Here is a 19,514-nt window from a genome sequence, read left to right on the forward strand (position 1 = left end):
ACCTACTGTTTCTCACACAGCGTCCTGACCGTCTCTGCGAGTGCCGTGGCTGCACCTTCTGTCTGGTCCGGGGTCGCCCCGGCCTGGTCCATGGCGGTGTCGAAGTTCCACATCGCGTGACACGATGCGAGCAACTCGTAGCACTCGCCGTGGTCTTCGTACTGCGCGATGACGTGTGCGGGTCCGACCTCGCGATAGCCGTCGAGGAACCCGTGACGGATGGTCGACTCGTGGTTCGGTACGTCAGGGACGTACGCCCAGGCCCCGCCGGCCATGCTGTGGGCGACGAACGCGAAGTCGTAGGCGGGCGTGCCCGCGAACTGGAACTCCCAGTCGAGGAAGCCCGACACCTCGTTCGTCTCCGGGTCGACCAGCAGGTTGTCGATGGAGTTGTCGATGCGGCAGACCACGGGGTCGAACCGGCCCGAGAGCGCGTCGATATGGGCGTCGAGCGCGGGTTCGACGGTCGCCGCAAGGTCGGCGAATCGCGTGTCCGGGAGGCCAGCGACGATGCTCTCGGCGGACTCGCGCAGGCACGCCTGCCAGTCGTCGGTCGGGTCGCGGACGACGAGCTGGTCGGGGTCGCCGCTGGGTCGCTCGCCGGAGAGTGGCCGGTCGTACTCGACGCCGACGAAGCCGTACCCAGAGACGAGGTCGAGCTCGTGCAGGCTGGCGAGGTGCCGACCGCACGAGCGGGCGAGTGTTTCGAGGTCGATAGCCGAGAGTCGAGCGTGTTCGGTTCGCTGGTAGTCCTCGCCCGGGAGTGTCGACGCGAGGAAGAACGGGGCCGGCAGGTCGTCGTGCTGCTCCACGACCCCGAACACCTCGGGAACCGGCATCGTGGTGTTCTCGCCGACGATGGCGAGCATCCGCGCCTCCACGTCGCACATGGGGTCTTTCCCCGGTGGCGTCGCCTTGAGGACGCACGCTCGGGTACCCGTCTCCGTCTCGACGGTGAGCAGGTAGACGATGTGGTGGCCGCCGGTCGCGGGCGTCGCGTCGGAAACTGTCCAGGTCGGTTCGATGTGCTGTACCATCCGGGTGAGCGTCTCGTCGGAGACGGTTCTGTCGTACGTCATGGGTGTCGTGTGTCGTCGCTGTCGGCTGTGTGTTCTGTCGGGCTGTTCGTCGCGGGTGTCGCGTGTCTCACCGCTGGCTTGTCGCGGGTCGAATCGGTGTACATCGTGTGTGGGTGGATACTCCCTCGGCTGTCCGAGGTGGATACGAAAGACCACTGCCGGTCGCGTCGATAGCGACGTAACTACCGGAGTTCGGCGACCGGCGGTGTCCGGCCTGCACGGTCCGCTGGCGTCGGCACTATCGAGTTTTGAACGTGTGGACCGCACGGCGGCCGGAAAGAGCGTTTAATCCATCGCTGCTGACTCGACGGTCGAAGACGTGCGCAAAAAAGCTATGGGTGGTGTGTGACTGGTTCGCCCGGGGACTGCGAACCGCTCAGTCCAGTTCGTCCACGAGGTCGCTCCCGACGCCGACGTAGCCCTCAGGCGTGAGTGCTTTCAGTTCCTCGCGCACGTCCTCGCTCACGTCGAGGTCGTCGAACAGGTCGTAGAAGTCCTCGATGGTGACGCGCTTGCCCCGCGTGAGTTCCTTGACGCGCTCGTAGGCCGCTGTGTCGCCCTCGCGCCGGAGGATGGTCTGGACGGCCTCGCCGATGATTTCGGGCGTCTCCTGCAGGTCCTCGCGCATGACGTGCTCGTTCGGGACGACCTTCGCGAGCCCGTTCTGGGCCTTGGTGTAGCCGATGAGGCAGTGTGCGAACGCGGCACCAATATTGCGCTTGACCGTGGAATCGGAGAGGTCGCGCTGGAGCCGCGAGGTGGTGACGTAGTCCGCGAGGAAGGTGAGGTCCGAGTTCGCCTTCGAGAGGTTGCCTTCGCTGTTCTCGAAGTCGATGGGGTTGACCTTGTGCGGCATCGTCGAGGACCCTGTTTCGCCCTCCACGGCTTCCTGCCCGAGGTAGCGTTTCGAGACGTAGAGCCAGAAGTCACGGTCCATATCGAGCAGGACGTTGTTCACGCCGCGGGCCGCGTCGAACACCTCCGCGAGGTCGTCACAGGGGTTGACCTGCGTGGTGACCGGCGCGAAGTCGAGGCCGAGGCCGGTGACGAACTCCCGGGCGAAGGCACGCCAGTCGACGTCGGGGTAGGCCGCGACGTGGGCGGCATACGTCCCAGATGCACCGCCGAGTTTTCCAGCGAGGGAATCGGCGGCACCCTGCAGCCGGGCGCGAGTGCGACCGAGGCGGGCCGCGTACACCGCGACCTCTTTGCCCCACGTCGTCGGCGTGGCGGGCTGGCCGTGGGTGTGTGCGAGCATCGGCAGGTCGCGGTGTTCCTGGGCCATCTCGGTGAGCTGGTCGACCAGCGCGTCGAGTTCGGGGAGCAGGACTTCCTCGACCGCGCCCGAGACGAGCAGGCGGTGTGCGAGGTTGTTCACGTCCTCGCTGGTGAGCCCGAAGTGGATCCACTGGGCGGCGTCGAGGTCCTCGGGCAGGTTCAGGCGGACGAAGTACTCGACCGCCTTCACGTCGTGGTTCGTGGCGGTGAACTCGCCGTAGCCGTCCGTCTCGATGGTCTTCACGAGGTCGGCGTCCGCCTCGTCCCAGTTCTCGTACAGGGAACGGAGGTCGGCGCGCTGGTCGGAATCGATTTCGAGCGGTGTCACGTCGAGGTCGGCGAGCGAAATCAGGTACTCGACTTCGACCTGCACGCGAGCGCGCATGAGTGCGGACTCGCTGGCGTACGGCGCGAGCGGTCGGGTGCGACCGGCGTAGCGGCCGTCGAGCGGCGAGACGGCCAAGAGCGGATTCGGCATGGACGACACTGCCCGGGCGGGTCGCAAAAGCCTGTCGGAACCATCCGCGTTCGTGTACAGGAAACTCGTTTCTTGGCGCTCGATTCGAGAATGTATGCAGATACGTGTATATTTTTGCGCTCGCAACCGCAACTACTTTCCTGCCCGCACCACGCCACACAGGTATGACACGCATCGCCGGTCTCGCCGGGAACCGTGGTCGCAATCTCCTGCACATCGACGACCTCACACCGGGCGGCGCGGAACTCGCCGTCGTCCTGACGAACGACGAAGACGCGCCCGTCCTCGCCGACGCCGAGGAGCGCGGCATCGCCACCGAGGCGGTCCCCATGGAAGACGGGGAGAGCCGACGCGAGCACGAACAGCGCGTGGTCGAGGTCCTTTCGAACTACGACTTCGACCTCGTCTGTCTGGACGGGTACATGCGCGTGCTCTCGGAGACGTTCCTCGACGAGATGCCGCTGACGCTGAACGTCCACCCGAGCCTGCTCCCGTCGTTCCCCGGCATGGACGCCTGGGGCGACGCGCTCGACGCGGGCGTGAAGACGGTCGGCTGTACGGTCCACGCCGTCACGAACGCGGTCGACGAGGAGGGGAACGTCGTCGCTGGCGAGGTCGACGCCGGCCCCATCGTCACGCAAGAACCTGTCCCCGTTTACGAGGGTGACGACACGGACTCGCTGAAAGAGCGCGTCCTCTACGAGGGCGAGTTCAAGGCCTACCCACGCGCAGTCAAGTGGTTCGCACAGGACCGCCTCACCGTCGACTTCGAGGCTAACGCGGTGTCGGTCGAGGGCGACGAGGCTGCCGACCTGCCCCAGCGCCGGGTCGTCACCGAGGACCGCCACGCCGACCTCCGCTACGGCGAGAACCCGCACCAGGACGCCGCGCTGTACGCCGACAACACCTGCGAGGAGGCCAGCGTCGTCCACGCCGAGCAACTGAACGAGGGAACGAAGGCACTCAGCTACAACAACTACAACGACGCCGACGGCGCGCTGAACCTCATCAAGGAGTTCGACGAACCCGCCGCCGCGGTCATCAAGCACACCAACCCGGCCGGCTGTGCCGTCGCCGATAGCCTGAGCGAGGCGTACGCCGACGCCCTCGCGACGGACGCCAAGTCCGCCTTCGGCGGCATCGTCGCGCTCAACCGCGAGTGCGACGCCGAGACGGCCGAACTCATCACCGACTCATTCAAGGAGGTCGTCGTCGCGCCCGGCTACACCGACGAGGCGCTCGACACCCTCTGCGAGAAGAAGAACCTCCGCGTGCTGGACGTCGGTCCACTCGGCGAGATTTCGGAGACGTTCACCAGCAAGGAACTCGTCGGCGGTCGCCTCGTGCAGGAACGCGACCTCGACGAGGTCACCCGCGAGGACCTCGAAGTCGTCACGGAACGCGAACCCACCGAGGAGGAACTCGAGACGATGCTGTTCGCGTGGAAGGTCCAGAAGCACGTCAAATCCAACGGTATCGTGTTCGCGAAGGGCACCGAGACCGTGGGCCTCGGCGTGGGCCAGGTCTCCCGCGTGGACGCGGTCGAAATCGCGGCGATGAAGGCCGAACGCGACGCCGAGGGCAAGTCCGCCGACGGTGCCGTGATGGGCAGTGACGCCTTCTTCCCCTTCCCGGACGCGGTCGAGAAGGCCGCGGAAGCCGGCGTCGAGGCGGTCATCCAGCCCGGCGGCTCGAAGAACGACGACAAGGTCATCGACGCTGCGGACGAACTCGGCATGACGATGGTCATGACCGGGACTCGGTGCTTTAGACACGACTGAGGCCGCAGGCCGAATGAGTGTCTAAAGCTCGAAAACGAGCTTGCGAGTTTTCGGTGCTTCCAGCACGACTGAGCGGCTGAATCAGCGGTTTCTACGTTTTCTATCTGGCGCGCGCTGACAGGATGCCGAACGTCAGTGAGGCTCCTGTCAGGTGTCGTGCGAGGGATGAGACGCGCAACGCAGTGGAGTGAAACGGAACGGAGTGAGCATCGCAATCGGCTGGGGAGGGCGTGGTTGCGGAACGGGGCGGTGCGGTTGCGGTCATAGCCACCAGCGCGAGTCGGCTGCTCCTCGTCACTACCAGTAGATGAAGTCCCGGATTCACTGCTCGAAACCGCGTCTCGAACTGCCCTCAGAAACCACGACCAACACCCAGACAGGAACCTTCTCGTTTGAAGTACGTCGCCGCCCTACAGAGCAACACATGGGTCTGCTCTCCAGTCGGAAGGTCAAGGCGCTAGTGGCGATGCTCGTCCTGACCCTGTTCACCCTCGTCGGTGTCTCGGCGTGGGGGCTGTTGCAGGCACTCGTCGCGCTCGGGACCGCCGGGAGCCTGTTCACCTTCGTCGGGGCCGTCGCACCCTGGGTCGTCGCCGCACTCTTGCTCACCGTACTGTCGGGCGTGTGGATATTCTGGCTACTCGTGGTCCTCGTCAGCCGGGTGTCGATGCCCAGTCTGAACAGCCAGCGCCTCTCGAACGTGGCGGCACTCGTCGAGTACGCGGTGCCGCAGGCGCGGGAGTACGGCGTCTCGGAGTGGCTCGCGCCGCCGGAGCCGACGCTCGAAGAGAAGCGCGAGGCGCTGACCGACCGCTACGTTGACGGCCGGCTCTCCGATTCGGAGTTCGAGCGCGAACTCCAGCGGCTGTACGAGAACGAGGAGGGCTTCGAGAACAGGGAGTTCCGCGACGACCTCGACGCGCTGCTGGAGGACACAGAGCGCGACCGGCGACGAGAGTTCGACCGCGAGATGACGTAGGCTACCCGTGAGGCGGCGGCACCCGCCCCGGGAGCCGGCCCCGGCCGAGGGCAAGACATTCCACCGTCGGCCGATTCTGTTCTTCTATGGGACTGTTCGACCGGTTGCGAGATGTGTTCGGCGGGAGCGACGAGACGACATCGACGGGAGACGAGACGGTCGGCCCCGCAGCGGGGTACGACGACGCCGACGTGGCACCAGAACCGCAGGCAGACCCCGAAGGGAGGGGCCGGTCCGGCGTGAACGTCGCACGCGAGGGAGCCAAGAGCGGGAGTCACGGGAGCCACTGGGACACCGTGGTCGAGGGGAACGACGCCATCGTGCAGGCCATCATGGGCGCGGTCGAAACGGGGGAACCGACCGCGGGAAAGCAGGTCGACGGCCAGTCCGTGATCGGGTACCGGAGCGGGAACGGCGCACTGTCGACGGTGACCATCGCCAGTGCGGACGGCGAGGTCTGGTCTGGCTATCCTGTCGCCGAAGGCATCACCCACGAGGTCTCCGTCTCGGAGTCGATTCCGTGGGCCAACGGTGCGGAGGCCCAGCTCTCGGGGAGTCTCGGTGATGCCACCGTCTCCTTCTTCGCGACGAACTTCTTCGCACACCCTGACGAACACTTCGGCGGCGACCGTGAGGTCGAACTCGCGGCGTTCGCGTACGACCTGAATCCGGCGACAGCCGAGACGCTCACCGACGAGGAGGGCAACGAGTTCACCACCGAAGGGATGGCCGGCTTCGTCCCGTTCGAGGGCGGCGACGTGGACGACTACATCTTCCAGACGACGGTCGAGACCGTCACCGAAGTCGAGTTCGGTGGGCAACCGATGTACCGGATGCGGGTCCCACTGTTCCGCGGCGAGGGCGACAGGGAGTACCAGGTGATGCTCTACGCGGCGAAACGACTCTGTGGTGAGTTCGTGCCGGAGAAGGGTGACGACGTGGAGGGCGTGTTCTGGTTGCAGGGCTGGGTACACTGACGGCGGCCGAATCGCTCGTTCTCTCGCGGCCTCACACCTCGACGGTCCGCCGGTGGTACGTGTCCCCCCAGTTGCAGACGACGGTCACCTCCGCGGCGTCCTCGGCGTAGATGGCGACGCTCTCTCGTTTCGTGACGGTCTCTCCGGCGGGTACCTCGAACGACACCTCCGGCGTGTCGCTGATGTCGTTCGTCCCGAGTTCGGCCAGGAACCGGCCGTCGCGGTCGCCCGAGTTGGAGACTTCGAGGGTCGCCTGGACCGTCGCGTTCCCGGCCTCGACGGTGAAGGCGTCGAGCGTGAACCGCGGGACGTGCGCGATGCGGTCGAGTTGTTCGGCGGTGAACTGGTGCCAGAAGCCATCCTCTCCCCGGTGGCCCACCTGGAGGGTCCCTTCGGCCGGGTCGAGACCGGTCGGGACCGGGACGGCTATGGTCGTCGCGTACTGGCTGCCGAACTCGGTCGCGAAGGCGTCGTCGTACGTCTCGCCGTCCAGCGTCGCGACGAACCGGCGGTCGGTCGGGTTGGGTGGGTCCTCGGCGGGTTCCCCGGTCTCCGGCGGCAACACCACGACCGTCGCGACGACGTACTGCGTCTCGGGGTCGGCGGCCACGTCGACGTGGTTGCTGTGCTGGATTGTCGTGGTCCGGCGGAAGACGCCGATGTCCTCGACCGAGAGGCTGTAGCCTGGACCGGGGGCGGCGCTGGTGGTTGGCGGTTCCCCGTCTGTCGCCGGGGCTGGGTCGGTCGGCTCGCGGCTGGTGCTGGTCCCCGGTTCCCCGGAGCCGAGACACCCGGCGGCGGCCGCAGAGAGGGAGGAGGCGGTGGAGACGAGGAGGCGGCGTCTGTCCATGCGGGCCGGTTTCGGAGAGACCGGTAAATACTTTCAGTCGGATTGCAGGTCGACTACTGCCCGAACGCGGCCTGCTCCTCCTTGCGGAGTTCGATGCGGCGTATCTTCCCGCTGGAGGTCTTGGGCAACTCGTCGACGAACTCGATTCGGCGCGGGTACTTGTACGGGGCCGTCTCGGCCTTCACGAAGTCCTGTATCTCCGCGACGAGGTCGTCACTTCCTTCGTAGCCGTCGGCGAGGACGACGTAGGCTTTCACGACCTGCCCGCGCTCGTCGTGCGGGCTGCCGACCGCGGCGGCCTCGGTCACGGCCTCGTGGGCGACCAGGGCGTCTTCGACCTCGAACGGACCGATGCGGTAGCCCGCCGAGATGATGATGTCGTCGGCGCGGCCCTCGAAGTAGAAGTAGCCGTCCGCATCGCGCGAGGCGAGGTCGCCGGTGCGGTAGTAGTCGCCCGAGAACGTCTGTTCGTCGAGGTGGGGCTTCTCGTAGTAGCCGTCGAAGATGCCCGGGCAGTCGACCGGGACCGCTATCTCGCCGATTTCGCCCGCGTCAACCTCGACCGCCTCCTGGGTATCGATGATGGTCGTTCCCATGCCGGGGGCCGGTTTGCCCATGCTCCCCGGCTTCACGTCGATGCCGGGGTAGTTCGTGACGAGCGCGACCGTCTCGGTCTGGCCGTAGCCGTCGCGCGGGGTGACGCCTGCGCCCTCCTGGAACGCCTCGATTGGTTCCCGGTTGAGTGGTTCGCCGGCCGAGAGTGCGTCCCCGAGCGAGAGGTCCCACTCGGAGAGGTCCTCCTGGGCGAACATGCGGTACTGGGTCGGGACGGCACAGAGTTTGGTGACGCCCTCGCGTTCGAGCACGTCGAGGAACGTCGCCGGGTCGAACTCGCCCTGGTAGAGCAACTGGGTCGCGCCGCTGGTGAACGCGACGCCGATGGGGCTCCAGAACCACTTCGCCCAGCCGGTGCCCGTGGTCGCCCACAGCAACTCGTCGTCGAGGTCCGTCTCCTCGTCGATGCCCCACCAGTACCGGGCGTTGATGCGGTTGAAGGCGTAGGTCCATCGGTGCCGGTGGAGCACGGGCTTGGGCTGGCCGGTCGTCCCCGACGTGTAGTTGATAGAGAGCGGGTCCTCGGGGCCGAGCGTCGGCCCTTCGTGGTCAGTGTCCTGCCCGGCGAGCAGGTCGTCGAACCGTTCCCAGCCGTCGACGTCGTCGCCCACCACGATGCGGTTCGAGATCGGTGTCTGGGCGACGACCTCGTCGACCATCTCGGTCAGGTCGGCGTGACACACGACGGTCGTCGCCTCGCAGTCGGTCGCGCGAAAGCGGATGTCCTTCGGTTTGAGCATCGAGGAGCACGGGACGAGGAGTGCCCCGCGCTTTGCCGCCCCGAGCTGGATGGCGAAGATGTCGGGGTGGCGGGGCATGAGGTGCATGACGCGGTCGCCCTCGCCGACGCCCCGGTCAGCGAGCGCGTTCGCGAACCGGTTCATGTCGTCTCGGACCTCGGCGTAGGTCCGCGACGATTCCGTTCCCGCCTCGTCGCGGAAGTGGACCGCGACCCGGTCACCGACGGCCGCGGCGTGTTCCTCGGCGATTCGCGGGAGCGAGTAGTCACTCGGGATGTTCCACTCGAACGTCTCGCACTCGTGGTCGTAGTCGAGTTCCATGTTCGGAACGTCCACAGCCCTCGTCGTCAATCGGTTGCACGACTGTGCAAGGTCCGGATGGTGGTGCCGGAGCAGCGTCGTCTCAGAGGTCGACGGTCCGTTCGTGGACGGTATCGCCCCACTGCAGGACGACGGTCGCCTGCTCGCGGTCGGGTCGTGAGAGTGGTGCGCTGGTGTGGTAGATGACCGTCTCGTCCAGCGGGACGCCGAAGGAGACTTCTGCCCCCTGGCTCACCGACTGGGTCCCTACCTCGGCGAGGAACCGACCGGCCCGACTCCCCTGATTACTGACCGACATCGTCACCGAGAGCTGGGACTCGTCCGGGGTCGCCTCCAGCGACTCGAGGACGAACCGCGGGGTCCGTGCCAGCTGGTCGAAGTGACCGGGCAAGAGCGACCAGCGGACCGTGGTCCCGTCCGGCCCGTACCACATCACTGCCCCGTTCGACGGACGGATACCGGTGGGAACTGGGACCGCCAACGTCGTGCTCCCGTCCGGACTATTCCCCGTCGGAAAGCTGCGGGTGTAGGTCACCCCGTCGAGCGAGAGCCCGAACGAGAGGTCTGTCGGACTGGGTGGTGCCGTGCTGGTCGGGGCGGAGACTGCGGACCCGGCCGACTGGGAGGACGTCGTCGTGTCGGACGGTGCCGTGGTCGGGTCGTTCGGGGTGGTTCGACTCGTCGAGACCTGGAAGACGAGGTACTGGCGGTCGCTCGCAGCCACGACAGTCCGGTCGGTGCCCGCATGCGTCGTCCGTCGCCACACACCGGCCGTGGTGACGGTCGTGGCGACGTCACCGACGGTGGCCGTGGTACCGAGACTCTTCCTGACGACTTTCGTGGTGGGTCGGACGGTCGGCCGCCCCGTCTTCGCGGAACTCCCGTCGGTCGCTGGCGGGTCTGTGCCTGTTTCCCGGGAGAGGGCATCGAGGCAGCCGGCGGTGGCACTCATCCCACCGGCCGCGGAGGCGAGGAACCGTCGTCGCTTCATGTGGCTCCGTTCTGTACCCCACACCTTATAGGTTCATCATGCTGAAAAATTAATTTGAGTTGCCGACGGGACCCATAGACTGCGCCCCCTCGGACTGGAAACCGACGGGCTCTCCGGGAGGAACCGAGACGAACAGCGACGGACGTGTTCGAAATACTACAGCCGAATCGGCGTCCGAGTGCCGTCGACGGACCCGGTCGAACGTCGGCACCCGCTGGCTTCGTAGTTCGACAGGCTAAAGCGGACCGCCCCGGACCATCGGATATGCAGTACCACGAGGCCGCGAACGCGCTCTTCGACCTTCGCCGGTACGGGCCCAGACCCGGCACCGAGTCGACCGCGGACCTCCTCGCTCACCTCGGCGACCCCCACGACGGCCTCACCGTCGTCCAGATCGCTGGCTCGAACGGGAAAGGCAGTACGGCACGCATGGTGGAGTCGGTCCTCCGCGAGACCGACCGGACGGTCGGGCTGTACACATCGCCACACTTCGAGGACGTGCGAGAGCGGGTCCGCGTCGACGGGCGGAAGGTCACCCGGAACGCGCTGACCGAGTTCGTCGAGACGGTCCAGCCGTACCTGACCGAACGCGGCGCAGCAGGCGAGTCCCCGACCTTCTTCGAGACGATGACGGCGCTCGCGCTCTGGTACTTCGACCGCCAGGGTGTGGACGTGGCCGTCCTCGAGGTCGGTATCGGCGGCCGGTACGACGCGACGAGCGTCGTGGACCCGGCCGCGAGCGCGGTCACGAGCGTCACGCTCGAACACACGAGCGTCCTCGGCGACACCGTCGAGGAGATCGCGACCGACAAGGCCCACGTCGCCCCCGACGACGTTCCGCTCGTGACGGGCACGACCGGTAAGGCACTCGACGCCGTGAAGAAACAGGCTGGGGACGTGATACCAGTCGGGCCCGACGGTGCCGTCGAGACGACGTACGAGGGGCGCGTCGACGGGGCCGAGGCGGGCATCGTCATCGACGGCCCGGACTGGCACGTCGAGACGCGAATCCCGGTCCTCGGCGAGTTCCAGGCGGTCAACGCCGGTATCGCGGCCACCCTCGCCAGACAGGTCGCCGACGTGGACGAAGACACACTCGCCAGCGGCCTCCGGAATGCCCACTGGCCGGGCCGGTTCGAGGTACTCTCGGAATCGCCACTGACCGTCCTCGACGGGGCGCACAACCCCGGTGCCTGCGAGAAGGTCGCCGCCGTCCTCGCCGAGTTCGACTACGACGAGTTACACCTCGTCTTCGGCGCGATGCACGACAAGGACCACGCCGAGATGGCCGCGGTCCTCCCGACCCCGGATGCGGTGTACACCTGCGAGCCGAACCTCGACAGGGCCGAGGATTCGGCGGTCCTCGCCCGCGTCTTCGAGGAGGCAGGTGTCACCGACCGGACCGTCAGAACGTCGGTCGACACCGCGCTCGACCGCGCGCTCGACGCAGCGGGCCCGGACGACTGCGTGCTGGTCACCGGGTCGCTGTTCACCGTCGCGGAGGCACGCACCCGCTGGACTCGCGTCGAGATTCCGAAGACGGTGCGGGACCTCGACGACGCCCGCGAGGCGCTCGAATCGGCCAGTGTCACCCGGCCCGGCGTCTGGCGGATGCGAGGGAAAGGCGTCCACCGGGTGCTCAAGACCCGCGTCCAGAAGCGACAGGCGTCCTATCTCAAAGAGGAGATGCTCAGCCTCGGCGGCGAATGTGCGGTTTCCGGCCTCGAGACCGAGGGTGAACGTCTGGACGTGGTGCTCATGGGAACGCTCTCGCACTTCAAGCGACTCACCGACAAACTCGACGGCCAGCCCTACGGACTGGCGCAGTTCTCGCGGGAACTCCGCGAAGCCCTCGACATCCAGCAACCCGATACACCCACAGACTACCCCTGGCAGGCGGGGACCGCCGTCATGGGCATCCTGAACGTCACGCCGAACTCCTTCCACGACGGCGGCGAGTACGAGGCCGTCGAAGCGGCGGTCGAACGAGCCGAAGAGATGGTCGACGCCGGTGTGGACATCATCGACGTCGGCGGGGAATCGACCCGCCCCGGTGCCGAGGAGGTCACCGTCGACGACGAGATCGCCCGCGTCGTCCCGGCCATCGAGGCGATCCGTGATGCTGGAATCGACACCACCATCTCGGTCGACACCCGGAAGGCCGCGGTCGCTCGCGCTGCCCTCGAGGCCGGCGCGGACGTACTCAACGACGTGTCTGGGCTGGGCGACCCCGAGATGCGTTTCGTCGCGGCGGAGTTCGATGTCCCGCTCATCGTCATGCACAGCATCGACACGCCGGTCGACCCCGACAACGACATCGAGTACGACGACGTGGTCGACGACGTTATCGACCAGCTCCGAGAACAGGTCCTCCTGGCCGAGAAGGCCGGCCTCGACCGCGAGCAGATACTCGTCGACCCGGGGCTCGGCTTCGGGAAGACCGCCGCCGAATCGTTCGACCTGCTCGGGCGCATCGACGAGTTCCGCGCGCTCGGCTGTCCGGTCCTCGTCGGGCACTCCCACAAGTCGATGTTCGGGTACGTCGGCTGCGACGCGGACGAACGCGAGCACGCGACGGTCGCGGCGACGGCCATCGCGGCCGACCGTGGCGCGGACGTGATTCGCGTCCACGACGTCGAGGAGAACGTCGCCGCAGTCAGGGTCGCCCAGGCCGCCCGCGACCCGGACACGGTCGACGAGTAGGCCACCCTTTTTATCCGAAAGCGCGGCCAGTTCCGCCATCTCCTGAGAACCGACCCGTCGTCGGTCGAGGCGGGTGTGCGGGTCGCCACGACGGGAACCCACGACAGCGATACCGATACGTCGTGCCTGACCCGCCTGTCAGCCCCGGATAGACCACCCAAAACGACTTCTCTCCGCCCCGTGTCGCCTCGGGCAATGACCGACGACCACCGACGCGTCGTCCGCGAGGGCTACGACGTCCTCGCCGACGCCTACACCAGGGAACGCGACGGCGGCCCCGCGAACGCGCCGTTCCTCGACGACCTGCGGGACCGCCTCACCACGGGAGCGCCCGTCCTCGACGCCGGCTGTGGCGACGGCCAGCGCTGTGCCGCCCGACTCGCCGACGAGTACGCCGTGACCGGACTCGACATCGCTCACGAACAGGTTCGTCGCGCGAGCGACGCGATTCCCGCGGCCGACTTCGTCCAGGGCGACCTCACCGCGCTGCCCTTCGAATCCGCCCACTTCGCCGGTCTCGCGTGCTACCACGCGACCATCCACGTCCCCCGCGAGGAACACGACGCGCTGTACCGGGAGTTCGCCCGGGTCGTCGAGCCGGGCGGCTGGCTCCTGACGACCACCGGAGCGCACGAGTGGGAGGGGGCCAACCCGGACTGGCTCGACGGCGGTGCCGAGATGCGCTGGAGTTTCTACGACGCCGAGACGGAGCGCGGACTCGTCGAAGACGCCGGTTTCGAGGTCGAACGCGCCGAGGTAATCGGCGACGAGATGGGCGACGGCGGCTTCCAGTTCCTCCTCGCCCAGCGCCGGGCCTAATAGATTAAGGAGAACGGGGATGCCCCCGTCGGGTGTCGCCTTCGACCATGGCGACGACGACACCACGCGAGGACCTCGACGATGGCCAATCGAGCGACGACGACCGCACCGTGACGCGGCTCGAACGGGGGAGCCCGCATTCGATGGTCGCGGCGCTGCAGGCGGTCCTCTCGGCCGACGCGGAGTTGCTGGTCGGTCGGACCGACAGCTCGCTCGACGCGCTCGAGTTCCCCGAGAGCTACCGGACTCGACGAGCCACGGACGCCGAGACCGTCGACGCCGCGACCTGTACGCTCGATGCCGTGGTGACCGCGAACCCGACCCACGGTGTCCTGGTCGACTCTCGACGGGCACTCCGCCCGAACGGCTATCTCGTCGTGAGCCTCGCAGTCGAGACGGGGTACGCACCGCTGGCAGTCGCCGGGTTCGAGCCGGTCCTCGAACTCGTCGTCGACGGCGGAGAGACGCTGGTCGTCCTCGCGCAGGCGGCCTGAAACGAATTCTGGACACGGTCGACCCTCAGTCCGCGGGTGTTCCACCGTCGGTAGAAGCGCCGGCACCGACAGCGCCGAGCCGTGCGAGGACGGTCGAGACGAGCAACAGCGCCCCGAGCCCACCGACGGCGACCGGTGGGCCGAAGTGGTCCGCTCCGACGCCAGCGACGAGTCCGACAGGAACTCTTGCGATGGCACTGAGCATCGAGAGTGCCGAGAGGACGGTCGCCCTTCCCACCGACCCGGTCCGGCGGTTGACGTAGCTCCGCTGGAGCGGTATCGTGACCGAAATGACGACACGTCTGACGACCATCATAGGGAGCACGAACAGCGGGGAGACCACCACCGCGAGCATCGCCAGTGCGTCGAAGACGTACGCACTCACGATGCCTGTGACGGGGCCGACGGTCGACTCGACCGTCGATGCCCGGTCGCTCACCAGCGCACCGACGGCGGTGAACGAGGCATACGCGACACCGAGGACCGCGGTCTCGGGGAGTGTGACACCGGCGATGCGGACGCCGGAGAGCAGTGGCGTTATCGAGTCGACCGCGATGGGCTGGAAGTACGACCGTGCCGAACGCCCGACAGCGGCTGCGACCGCGACGAGGGCGACGAATCCACGGATGTCCGACGTGAGCAGGTCAGTCCGTATCACGTCGAGTGCCTCACGGACGCGGAGGGGCTCGTCGCCCGCTGGTGCCTCGCCGCTCGCCGGGAACGTCGAGGCGATAGCGAACCCCATGAGGCCCATTCCAGCCGAGGCGACGAACGGAAGTGCCTGGTCGACGGCGTACATGAGACCACCGGCGACCATCGTCGCGGCCAGCACCCACAGTCGAATCGCCGTACCGCGACCCTCGACGTGGGTGTAGCGGTCCGCGACGTCGTGTGAGTCGAGCGCGTCGTACAGGAAGGCACTTCCCGCGCCCGACTGGAGGGTCTCGGCGAGGCCGAGGAGGCAGAACGCGGCCACGACGGTCGGCGGCGTCCGAGCGTACAGGAGCGTCAGCGGGTACAGGGCGAACAGTAACTGTGCGACCTTGATGGTGTTACGACGCCCGAGACGGTCACCGAGGTAACCGGTCGGGACCTCGCCGAGGACGGTCAACAGCGCCATCGCGGAGCCACCCAGTGCGAGGGTGGCGTACGAGACGTCGTGTGAGACCAGATAGAGGACAGACACGGGCCACATGAACCCCGGCGTCGTGACGGCGCGGAAGGCGTAGTACTGCAGGACGGTCGTTCGAGCGGAGGCCATCGCGAATCGACGTGAACCGAGCGGTCGCTATGAAGGTTCTGCGAACCCGGTTTCGGTAATCGAGATTACAATTCCTCGACGGCGACGACAGTCGCCTCGCCGTCGAGTCGTACCGATAGAACGTCGCTGTCGAGGGGAATCTCGACGCGGAGGTCCCACGGGTTCGGTCCGTACCACGTGAGGGAGTGGTCGGTGACCGCCCACTCGAGTTCCCACTTGGGGATGGTGTGGAGGTCGTACCCGTGGTCGGCGTAGAAGGCGATGACCTCGGCGTGGTAGCGGAGTGTCTCGCCGACCGGCGTGTAGTGAAAGCCGGTACACGACTCGCAGTGGTGTTCGACGTACACCTCCAGTGGTCTCCTGTCGCCCGACGCGGGCAACGGCTCCTCGGGGTCGCGCTTGCGGACTGCCGTGTCGACGTACCCGGCACACCACGGGCAGACACCGCGGACGAGCGACGCGGTCTCCATGCGGTTCCGGCGGTCGGCGGCGACGAGCAGGTCCTCTCTCGAGCGCGCCTCGACCCCGCGCGGCGGGACGTACGTGCGGCTGTACTCCGCCCCGCAGTCCCAGCACTTGATGTAGAACAGCGGCATGAACGGCCGCTCCCAGCCCATGCCGTACTCAGCGACGAGGTCGTTTCCGCACTCCCAGCAGTCCTGTTCGATGGGGAATGCGTTCACCCGAAGGTCGGTCGTGAACCCGCCTGCGACGAGGTTTTGGAAGGCGAGCCGGCCGTGTGTCGTCAGTCCGTACCCTTCGTCGTACTCACGGACGAACGGGCCCTGTAACTCCCCGAGGTGGTAGTTGAACCGCCCGGAGTCCGCGACGCCGACGCGCCGTTGCAGGTCGGAGTACGAGAGGTAGCCGAGGCCGTCGCTCTCGACTGTCTCCTCCCCGATGGCACGGACGATGCCGACGCGAATCTCGTTGGAGAGCAACGAGAGCGCGGTTCCCTCGTCGAAACGGTCGGCGGCGTCGTCGCTGTCGTCGGTCATCGGTCCCTCAGAACAGGCCGGCGTCTTCCATCTCCTCGCGGTAGCACGCGAGGTACTGTTCGAGTACGGGCCGGTGGTCGAACTCGGCGAAATTCTCGTCGACCGTCAGGTGTTCCATGTCTGCCGCCTCGCGAATCGCGTCCGCGAGTTCGGACTCGCTGGTCGTCCGGAACCCCCGTTCGGCGTCCATCTGGCGCAGTTCGACCAGTTCGTGCGCCGAGGAGTCGGCGTGGTACTCGACGATGCCGATACAGCCCGAGGCGAGCGCCCAGAGGAGTTCGGTCGCGAACAGGCACTCGTGGGCGGTCTGGGCGAACACGTGTGCGCCCTTGTACACCGCGACGGTCTGCTCGCGGTCACACTCGCCGAGCCAGGTGATACGGTCGTCGATGCGGAGGTCTCGCGCCTGTCGCTGATAGTTCTCGCGCTCCGGTCCGTCACCGATGACGACCGCGGACCAGTCGACCTGGCGGAGTTCCGCGAGGCCGAGCAGGAGCGATTCGAGGTTCGCCCCCTCGTCGAGTCGACGCGAGTAGACGATGTCCCCGGCGTTCACCGGGTCGGTCGACCGAACGAGGTCCATGTCGACGCTGTTCGGGATGACGTCGACCGCGTCTTCGGTGAGGCCCTGCTCCCAGACGCGCGTCTGGACGAGCCGGGACGGCGTGACGACCGCGTCGGACTTCTTCAGCGCCTTGCGGTGGCTGCGGCTGACGTTCGCCGCGTCCCCGTACCAGTCCGTGACCAGCGGCGCGCGGGCGACCCGTGCGCCCTTTTTGGCGGCCGACACTTGCCCCGGCGGGATGGCCCCGGCGTGGACCACGTCGGGAGAGAACTTCGGCAGCGTGACGGCCAGGCTGTAGCGGAACTTCCGGGCATCGGCCAGGTCGTCGACCAGCCCCCGGTAGCGGACGCCTTCGTGCTCCCACTCGGATTTCTCGCCGGTCCACCACTTCGCGCAGAACCAGGTCACGTCGTGCCCGCGCGACGCGAGGAGTTCCGCGGTTCGCGCGAGGCGGTCTATCGCCTCGTAGTCGCAGTGGAGGGCTGTTTCCAGCGAGACGAAGGCGATACGCATTGCTCGTTTCGAGTGGCACTGCATGACGTATTAAAAATCCCCCTTTTCTCGTGGGTTCGAGTCGGGGGTGGTGATTCGGCGATTGTGGGGAGCCGGATTGGGGTTGCCGGGTCCGTTTGCAGCGCTGGCGGTGCAGGTGAGGACGAGCAGGTCACTCACGCTGGTGTCTCGCGAGTCCAGAAAACAGTCCCGCGTCCGGCCCCGAAATCGCCCGACACCACAACCGCTTAACGGTGTGATGACCCATGATAGTGTATGTCGTACGACATCGAACGGTATCTGCACATCCGCAGCGCCGGCAGTGCCTCGTTCTCGCCGGACGGGGAGCGACTCTCCTTCCTCATGGACACGACCGGTGTCTCGCAGGTGTGGACGATCGACGAGCCCGGCGGCTGGCCGGACCAGCGGACCTTCTACGACGAGCGCGTCACTTTCGCCTCGTGGTCGCCAGAACGCGACGAACTCGTCTTCGGGATGGACAAGGGCGGCAACGAGCGCCAGCAGTTCTATCGACTGTCCGGTGACGGCAGCGAGGAGGTCAACCTGACCGAACACCCCGACGCGAAGCACCGCTGGGGCGGCTGGAGTCACGACGGCGAGCGCTTCGCGTTCACCTCGAACCGACGCGACGAGAGCGTTTTCGACGTGTACGTCCAGGGTCGGGACGAGCGCGGGAACGACGCGACGCTGGTCCACGAGGGCGACGGCTGGCTCACTGTCGGTGGGTGGAGCCCCGACGACGACCGACTCATCGTCTCACAGGCGTACTCGAACTTCGACCAGGACCTCTACGTGCTCGACATCGAGTCGGGCGACATGCGACACGTCACGCCTCACGAGGGGAACGTCCGCTTCTACAGCGCGACGTGGGCACCCGACGGCGATGCTCTCTACGTGAGCACCGACGAAGACTCGGACACGCTCTACCTCGCCCGCCTCGACCTCGACACGTTCGAACTGGAGACCGTGGTGGAGGGTGATGGCTGGAACGTCGACGGCATCTCGCTCGACCAGGACACCGGGCGGTTCGTCTACTCCCGGAACGTCGACGGGTTCACCGAGTTGACGGTCGGGCGGTTCACCGGGCCGACCACCTTCGAGACGTACCCGACGCCGGACCTGCCGAAGGGTATCGCGGGCGGCGTCTCCTGGAGCCCCGACGCGGAACGGTTCGCCATCACGGCGACGGGTGCCGCGGTCAACACGAACGTCTACGTGGTCGAGACCGAAACCGGGGAGACCGAACGGTGGACGTACGCGGCGACTGCGGGTATCCCGGAAGAGACGTTCCGCGAGCCGGAACTCGTCCACGTCGAGAGCTTCGACGGGCTCGAGGTACCCGGGTTCCTCACCCTGCCCGACGGGTACGACGACGGCGAGGTGCCGGTCATCGTCTCCATCCACGGCGGTCCCGAGTCCCAGCGCCGCCCCTCGTTCAACCCGGTCAAGCAGTACTTCCTGAACCGCGGGTACGGCTACTTCGAGCCGAACGTCCGCGGGTCGTCGGGCTACGGGAAGGCGTACGGCCATCTCGACGACGTTCGAAACCGGATGGACTCTGTCAAAGATATCGAGGCCTGCGTCGACTGGCTCCACGACCACCCGGCGGTCGACGCCGACCGACTCGTCGCCATGGGCGGCTCCTACGGCGGGTTCATGGTGCTGAGTTGCATGACGGAGTACCCGGACCTGTGGGCGGCGGGCGTCGACGTGGTCGGCATCGCCAACTTCGTCACGTTCCTCGAGAACACCGGCGAGTGGCGGCGAAAGCTCCGGGAAGCCGAGTACGGCTCGCTGGCCGAAGACCGGGAGTTCCTCGAGTCCATCTCACCCATCAACAACATCGAGTCCATCGCCGCACCCCTGTTCGTCATCCACGGCGAGAACGACCCGCGGGTCCCCGTCAGCGAAGCACACCAGATCGTCGAAGAGGCACGTGCACAGGACGTGCCCGTCCGGGAACTCATCTTCGAGGACGAGGGCCACGGTCTCTCGAAACTCGAGAACCGCATCGAGGGGTACGCCGCGGTCGCGGAGTTCCTCGACGAGCACGTCTGAGCGACAGCGCCCCC

General features: G+C 67.0%; 15 protein-coding genes. 7 read left to right on the forward strand and 8 right to left on the reverse strand.

The window, feature by feature from the left end:
- Nucleotides 1-2: 2 nt before the first annotated feature.
- Both ACSC1R_RS10295 and purB read right to left on the reverse strand, forming a co-directional pair.
- Nucleotides 3-1,079 carry a phosphotransferase family protein gene (locus ACSC1R_RS10295; RefSeq protein ID WP_439025656.1) on the reverse strand — a complete coding sequence of 359 codons (1,077 nt, stop codon included), beginning with the start codon at nucleotides 1,077-1,079 and terminating at the stop codon, nucleotides 3-5.
- Between the two features lie 376 nt (nucleotides 1,080-1,455).
- Nucleotides 1,456-2,835, reverse strand: coding sequence for an adenylosuccinate lyase (gene purB, locus ACSC1R_RS10300; RefSeq protein ID WP_439025657.1), 1,380 nt, complete (start codon nucleotides 2,833-2,835; stop codon nucleotides 1,456-1,458).
- 164 nt (nucleotides 2,836-2,999) lie between these two features.
- On the opposite strand from purB, the gene purH reads away from it, so the two are divergent.
- From purH to ACSC1R_RS10315, 3 genes are all read left to right on the forward strand, one after another.
- Complete coding sequence (gene purH / locus ACSC1R_RS10305) at nucleotides 3,000-4,616, forward strand: bifunctional phosphoribosylaminoimidazolecarboxamide formyltransferase/IMP cyclohydrolase (protein WP_439025658.1); 1,617 nt, start codon at nucleotides 3,000-3,002, stop codon at nucleotides 4,614-4,616.
- 424 nt (nucleotides 4,617-5,040) lie between these two features.
- On the forward strand, nucleotides 5,041-5,595 hold the full coding sequence (locus tag ACSC1R_RS10310) for a hypothetical protein (RefSeq protein ID WP_439025659.1): 555 nt from the start codon (nucleotides 5,041-5,043) through the stop codon (nucleotides 5,593-5,595).
- 86 nt (nucleotides 5,596-5,681) lie between these two features.
- Nucleotides 5,682-6,572 (forward strand): hypothetical protein, encoded by an 891-nt coding sequence (locus ACSC1R_RS10315; RefSeq protein ID WP_439025660.1) that lies wholly within the window; start codon nucleotides 5,682-5,684, stop codon nucleotides 6,570-6,572.
- A 31-nt stretch (nucleotides 6,573-6,603) separates the two neighbouring features.
- Here ACSC1R_RS10315 and ACSC1R_RS10320 read toward each other — a convergent pair whose 3' ends face one another.
- From ACSC1R_RS10320 to ACSC1R_RS10330, 3 genes are all read right to left on the reverse strand, one after another.
- Nucleotides 6,604-7,422, reverse strand: coding sequence for a hypothetical protein (locus tag ACSC1R_RS10320; protein WP_439025661.1), 819 nt, complete (start codon nucleotides 7,420-7,422; stop codon nucleotides 6,604-6,606).
- Between the two features lie 53 nt (nucleotides 7,423-7,475).
- Entirely contained in the window at nucleotides 7,476-9,098 is a 1,623-nt protein-coding gene (locus ACSC1R_RS10325; RefSeq protein ID WP_439025662.1) for an acyl-CoA synthetase, read from the reverse strand.
- A gap of 82 nt (nucleotides 9,099-9,180) precedes the next feature.
- Nucleotides 9,181-10,089 (reverse strand): hypothetical protein, encoded by a 909-nt coding sequence (locus ACSC1R_RS10330; protein ID WP_439025663.1) that lies wholly within the window; start codon nucleotides 10,087-10,089, stop codon nucleotides 9,181-9,183.
- Between the two features lie 264 nt (nucleotides 10,090-10,353).
- Between ACSC1R_RS10330 and folP the strand changes: the two genes are divergently transcribed.
- The 3 genes from folP to ACSC1R_RS10345 all read left to right on the forward strand — a co-directional run bounded on the left by folP (nucleotide 10,354) and on the right by ACSC1R_RS10345 (nucleotide 14,105).
- Nucleotides 10,354-12,792 (forward strand): dihydropteroate synthase, encoded by a 2,439-nt coding sequence (gene folP, locus ACSC1R_RS10335; RefSeq protein ID WP_439025664.1) that lies wholly within the window; start codon nucleotides 10,354-10,356, stop codon nucleotides 12,790-12,792.
- A gap of 195 nt (nucleotides 12,793-12,987) precedes the next feature.
- A complete protein-coding gene (locus ACSC1R_RS10340) occupies nucleotides 12,988-13,611 on the forward strand; it encodes a class I SAM-dependent methyltransferase (protein ID WP_439025665.1) in 624 nt (207 codons plus the stop codon).
- A 47-nt stretch (nucleotides 13,612-13,658) separates the two neighbouring features.
- Nucleotides 13,659-14,105: a hypothetical protein gene (locus ACSC1R_RS10345; protein WP_439025666.1), complete on the forward strand. Its 447-nt coding sequence runs from the start codon at nucleotides 13,659-13,661 to the stop codon at nucleotides 14,103-14,105.
- A 25-nt stretch (nucleotides 14,106-14,130) separates the two neighbouring features.
- Here ACSC1R_RS10345 and ACSC1R_RS10350 read toward each other — a convergent pair whose 3' ends face one another.
- From ACSC1R_RS10350 to ACSC1R_RS10360, 3 genes are all read right to left on the reverse strand, one after another.
- Entirely contained in the window at nucleotides 14,131-15,366 is a 1,236-nt protein-coding gene (locus ACSC1R_RS10350) for an MFS transporter (RefSeq protein ID WP_439025667.1), read from the reverse strand.
- Between the two features lie 65 nt (nucleotides 15,367-15,431).
- A complete protein-coding gene (locus ACSC1R_RS10355; protein ID WP_439025668.1) occupies nucleotides 15,432-16,364 on the reverse strand; it encodes a DUF7351 domain-containing protein in 933 nt (310 codons plus the stop codon).
- A gap of 7 nt (nucleotides 16,365-16,371) precedes the next feature.
- A complete protein-coding gene (locus tag ACSC1R_RS10360; RefSeq protein ID WP_439025669.1) occupies nucleotides 16,372-17,442 on the reverse strand; it encodes a glycosyltransferase in 1,071 nt (356 codons plus the stop codon).
- Nucleotides 17,443-17,697: 255 nt separating this feature from the next.
- Between ACSC1R_RS10360 and ACSC1R_RS10365 the strand changes: the two genes are divergently transcribed.
- Nucleotides 17,698-19,500, forward strand: a complete 1,803-nt coding sequence (locus tag ACSC1R_RS10365; protein ID WP_439025670.1) for a S9 family peptidase — start codon at nucleotides 17,698-17,700, stop codon at nucleotides 19,498-19,500.
- The last annotated feature ends 14 nt before the right edge of the window (nucleotides 19,501-19,514 follow it).

It is taken from the genome of Haloarchaeobius ordinarius, assembly GCF_051801355.1.
Lineage (GTDB): Archaea > Halobacteriota > Halobacteria > Halobacteriales > Natrialbaceae > Haloarchaeobius.

Excerpts from the sequence above, each read along its gene's own strand:
- ACSC1R_RS10340 (WP_439025665.1), top strand. The coding sequence starts at position 12,988 with ATGACCGACGACCACCGACGCGTCGTCCGCGAGGGCTACGACGTCCTC.
- ACSC1R_RS10325 (WP_439025662.1), bottom strand. The coding sequence starts at position 9,098 with ATGGAACTCGACTACGACCACGAGTGCGAGACGTTCGAGTGGAACATC.
- folP (WP_439025664.1), top strand. The coding sequence starts at position 10,354 with ATGCAGTACCACGAGGCCGCGAACGCGCTCTTCGACCTTCGCCGGTAC.
- ACSC1R_RS10330 (WP_439025663.1), bottom strand. The coding sequence starts at position 10,089 with ATGAAGCGACGACGGTTCCTCGCCTCCGCGGCCGGTGGGATGAGTGCC.
- ACSC1R_RS10310 (WP_439025659.1), top strand. The coding sequence starts at position 5,041 with ATGGGTCTGCTCTCCAGTCGGAAGGTCAAGGCGCTAGTGGCGATGCTC.
- ACSC1R_RS10320 (WP_439025661.1), bottom strand. The coding sequence starts at position 7,422 with ATGGACAGACGCCGCCTCCTCGTCTCCACCGCCTCCTCCCTCTCTGCG.
- ACSC1R_RS10295 (WP_439025656.1), bottom strand. The coding sequence starts at position 1,079 with ATGACGTACGACAGAACCGTCTCCGACGAGACGCTCACCCGGATGGTA.
- ACSC1R_RS10350 (WP_439025667.1), bottom strand. The coding sequence starts at position 15,366 with ATGGCCTCCGCTCGAACGACCGTCCTGCAGTACTACGCCTTCCGCGCC.
- ACSC1R_RS10355 (WP_439025668.1), bottom strand. The coding sequence starts at position 16,364 with ATGACCGACGACAGCGACGACGCCGCCGACCGTTTCGACGAGGGAACC.
- ACSC1R_RS10345 (WP_439025666.1), top strand. The coding sequence starts at position 13,659 with ATGGCGACGACGACACCACGCGAGGACCTCGACGATGGCCAATCGAGC.
- purH (WP_439025658.1), top strand. The coding sequence starts at position 3,000 with ATGACACGCATCGCCGGTCTCGCCGGGAACCGTGGTCGCAATCTCCTG.
- purB (WP_439025657.1), bottom strand. The coding sequence starts at position 2,835 with ATGCCGAATCCGCTCTTGGCCGTCTCGCCGCTCGACGGCCGCTACGCC.
- ACSC1R_RS10365 (WP_439025670.1), top strand. The coding sequence starts at position 17,698 with ATGTCGTACGACATCGAACGGTATCTGCACATCCGCAGCGCCGGCAGT.
- ACSC1R_RS10315 (WP_439025660.1), top strand. The coding sequence starts at position 5,682 with ATGGGACTGTTCGACCGGTTGCGAGATGTGTTCGGCGGGAGCGACGAG.
- ACSC1R_RS10360 (WP_439025669.1), bottom strand. The coding sequence starts at position 17,442 with ATGCGTATCGCCTTCGTCTCGCTGGAAACAGCCCTCCACTGCGACTAC.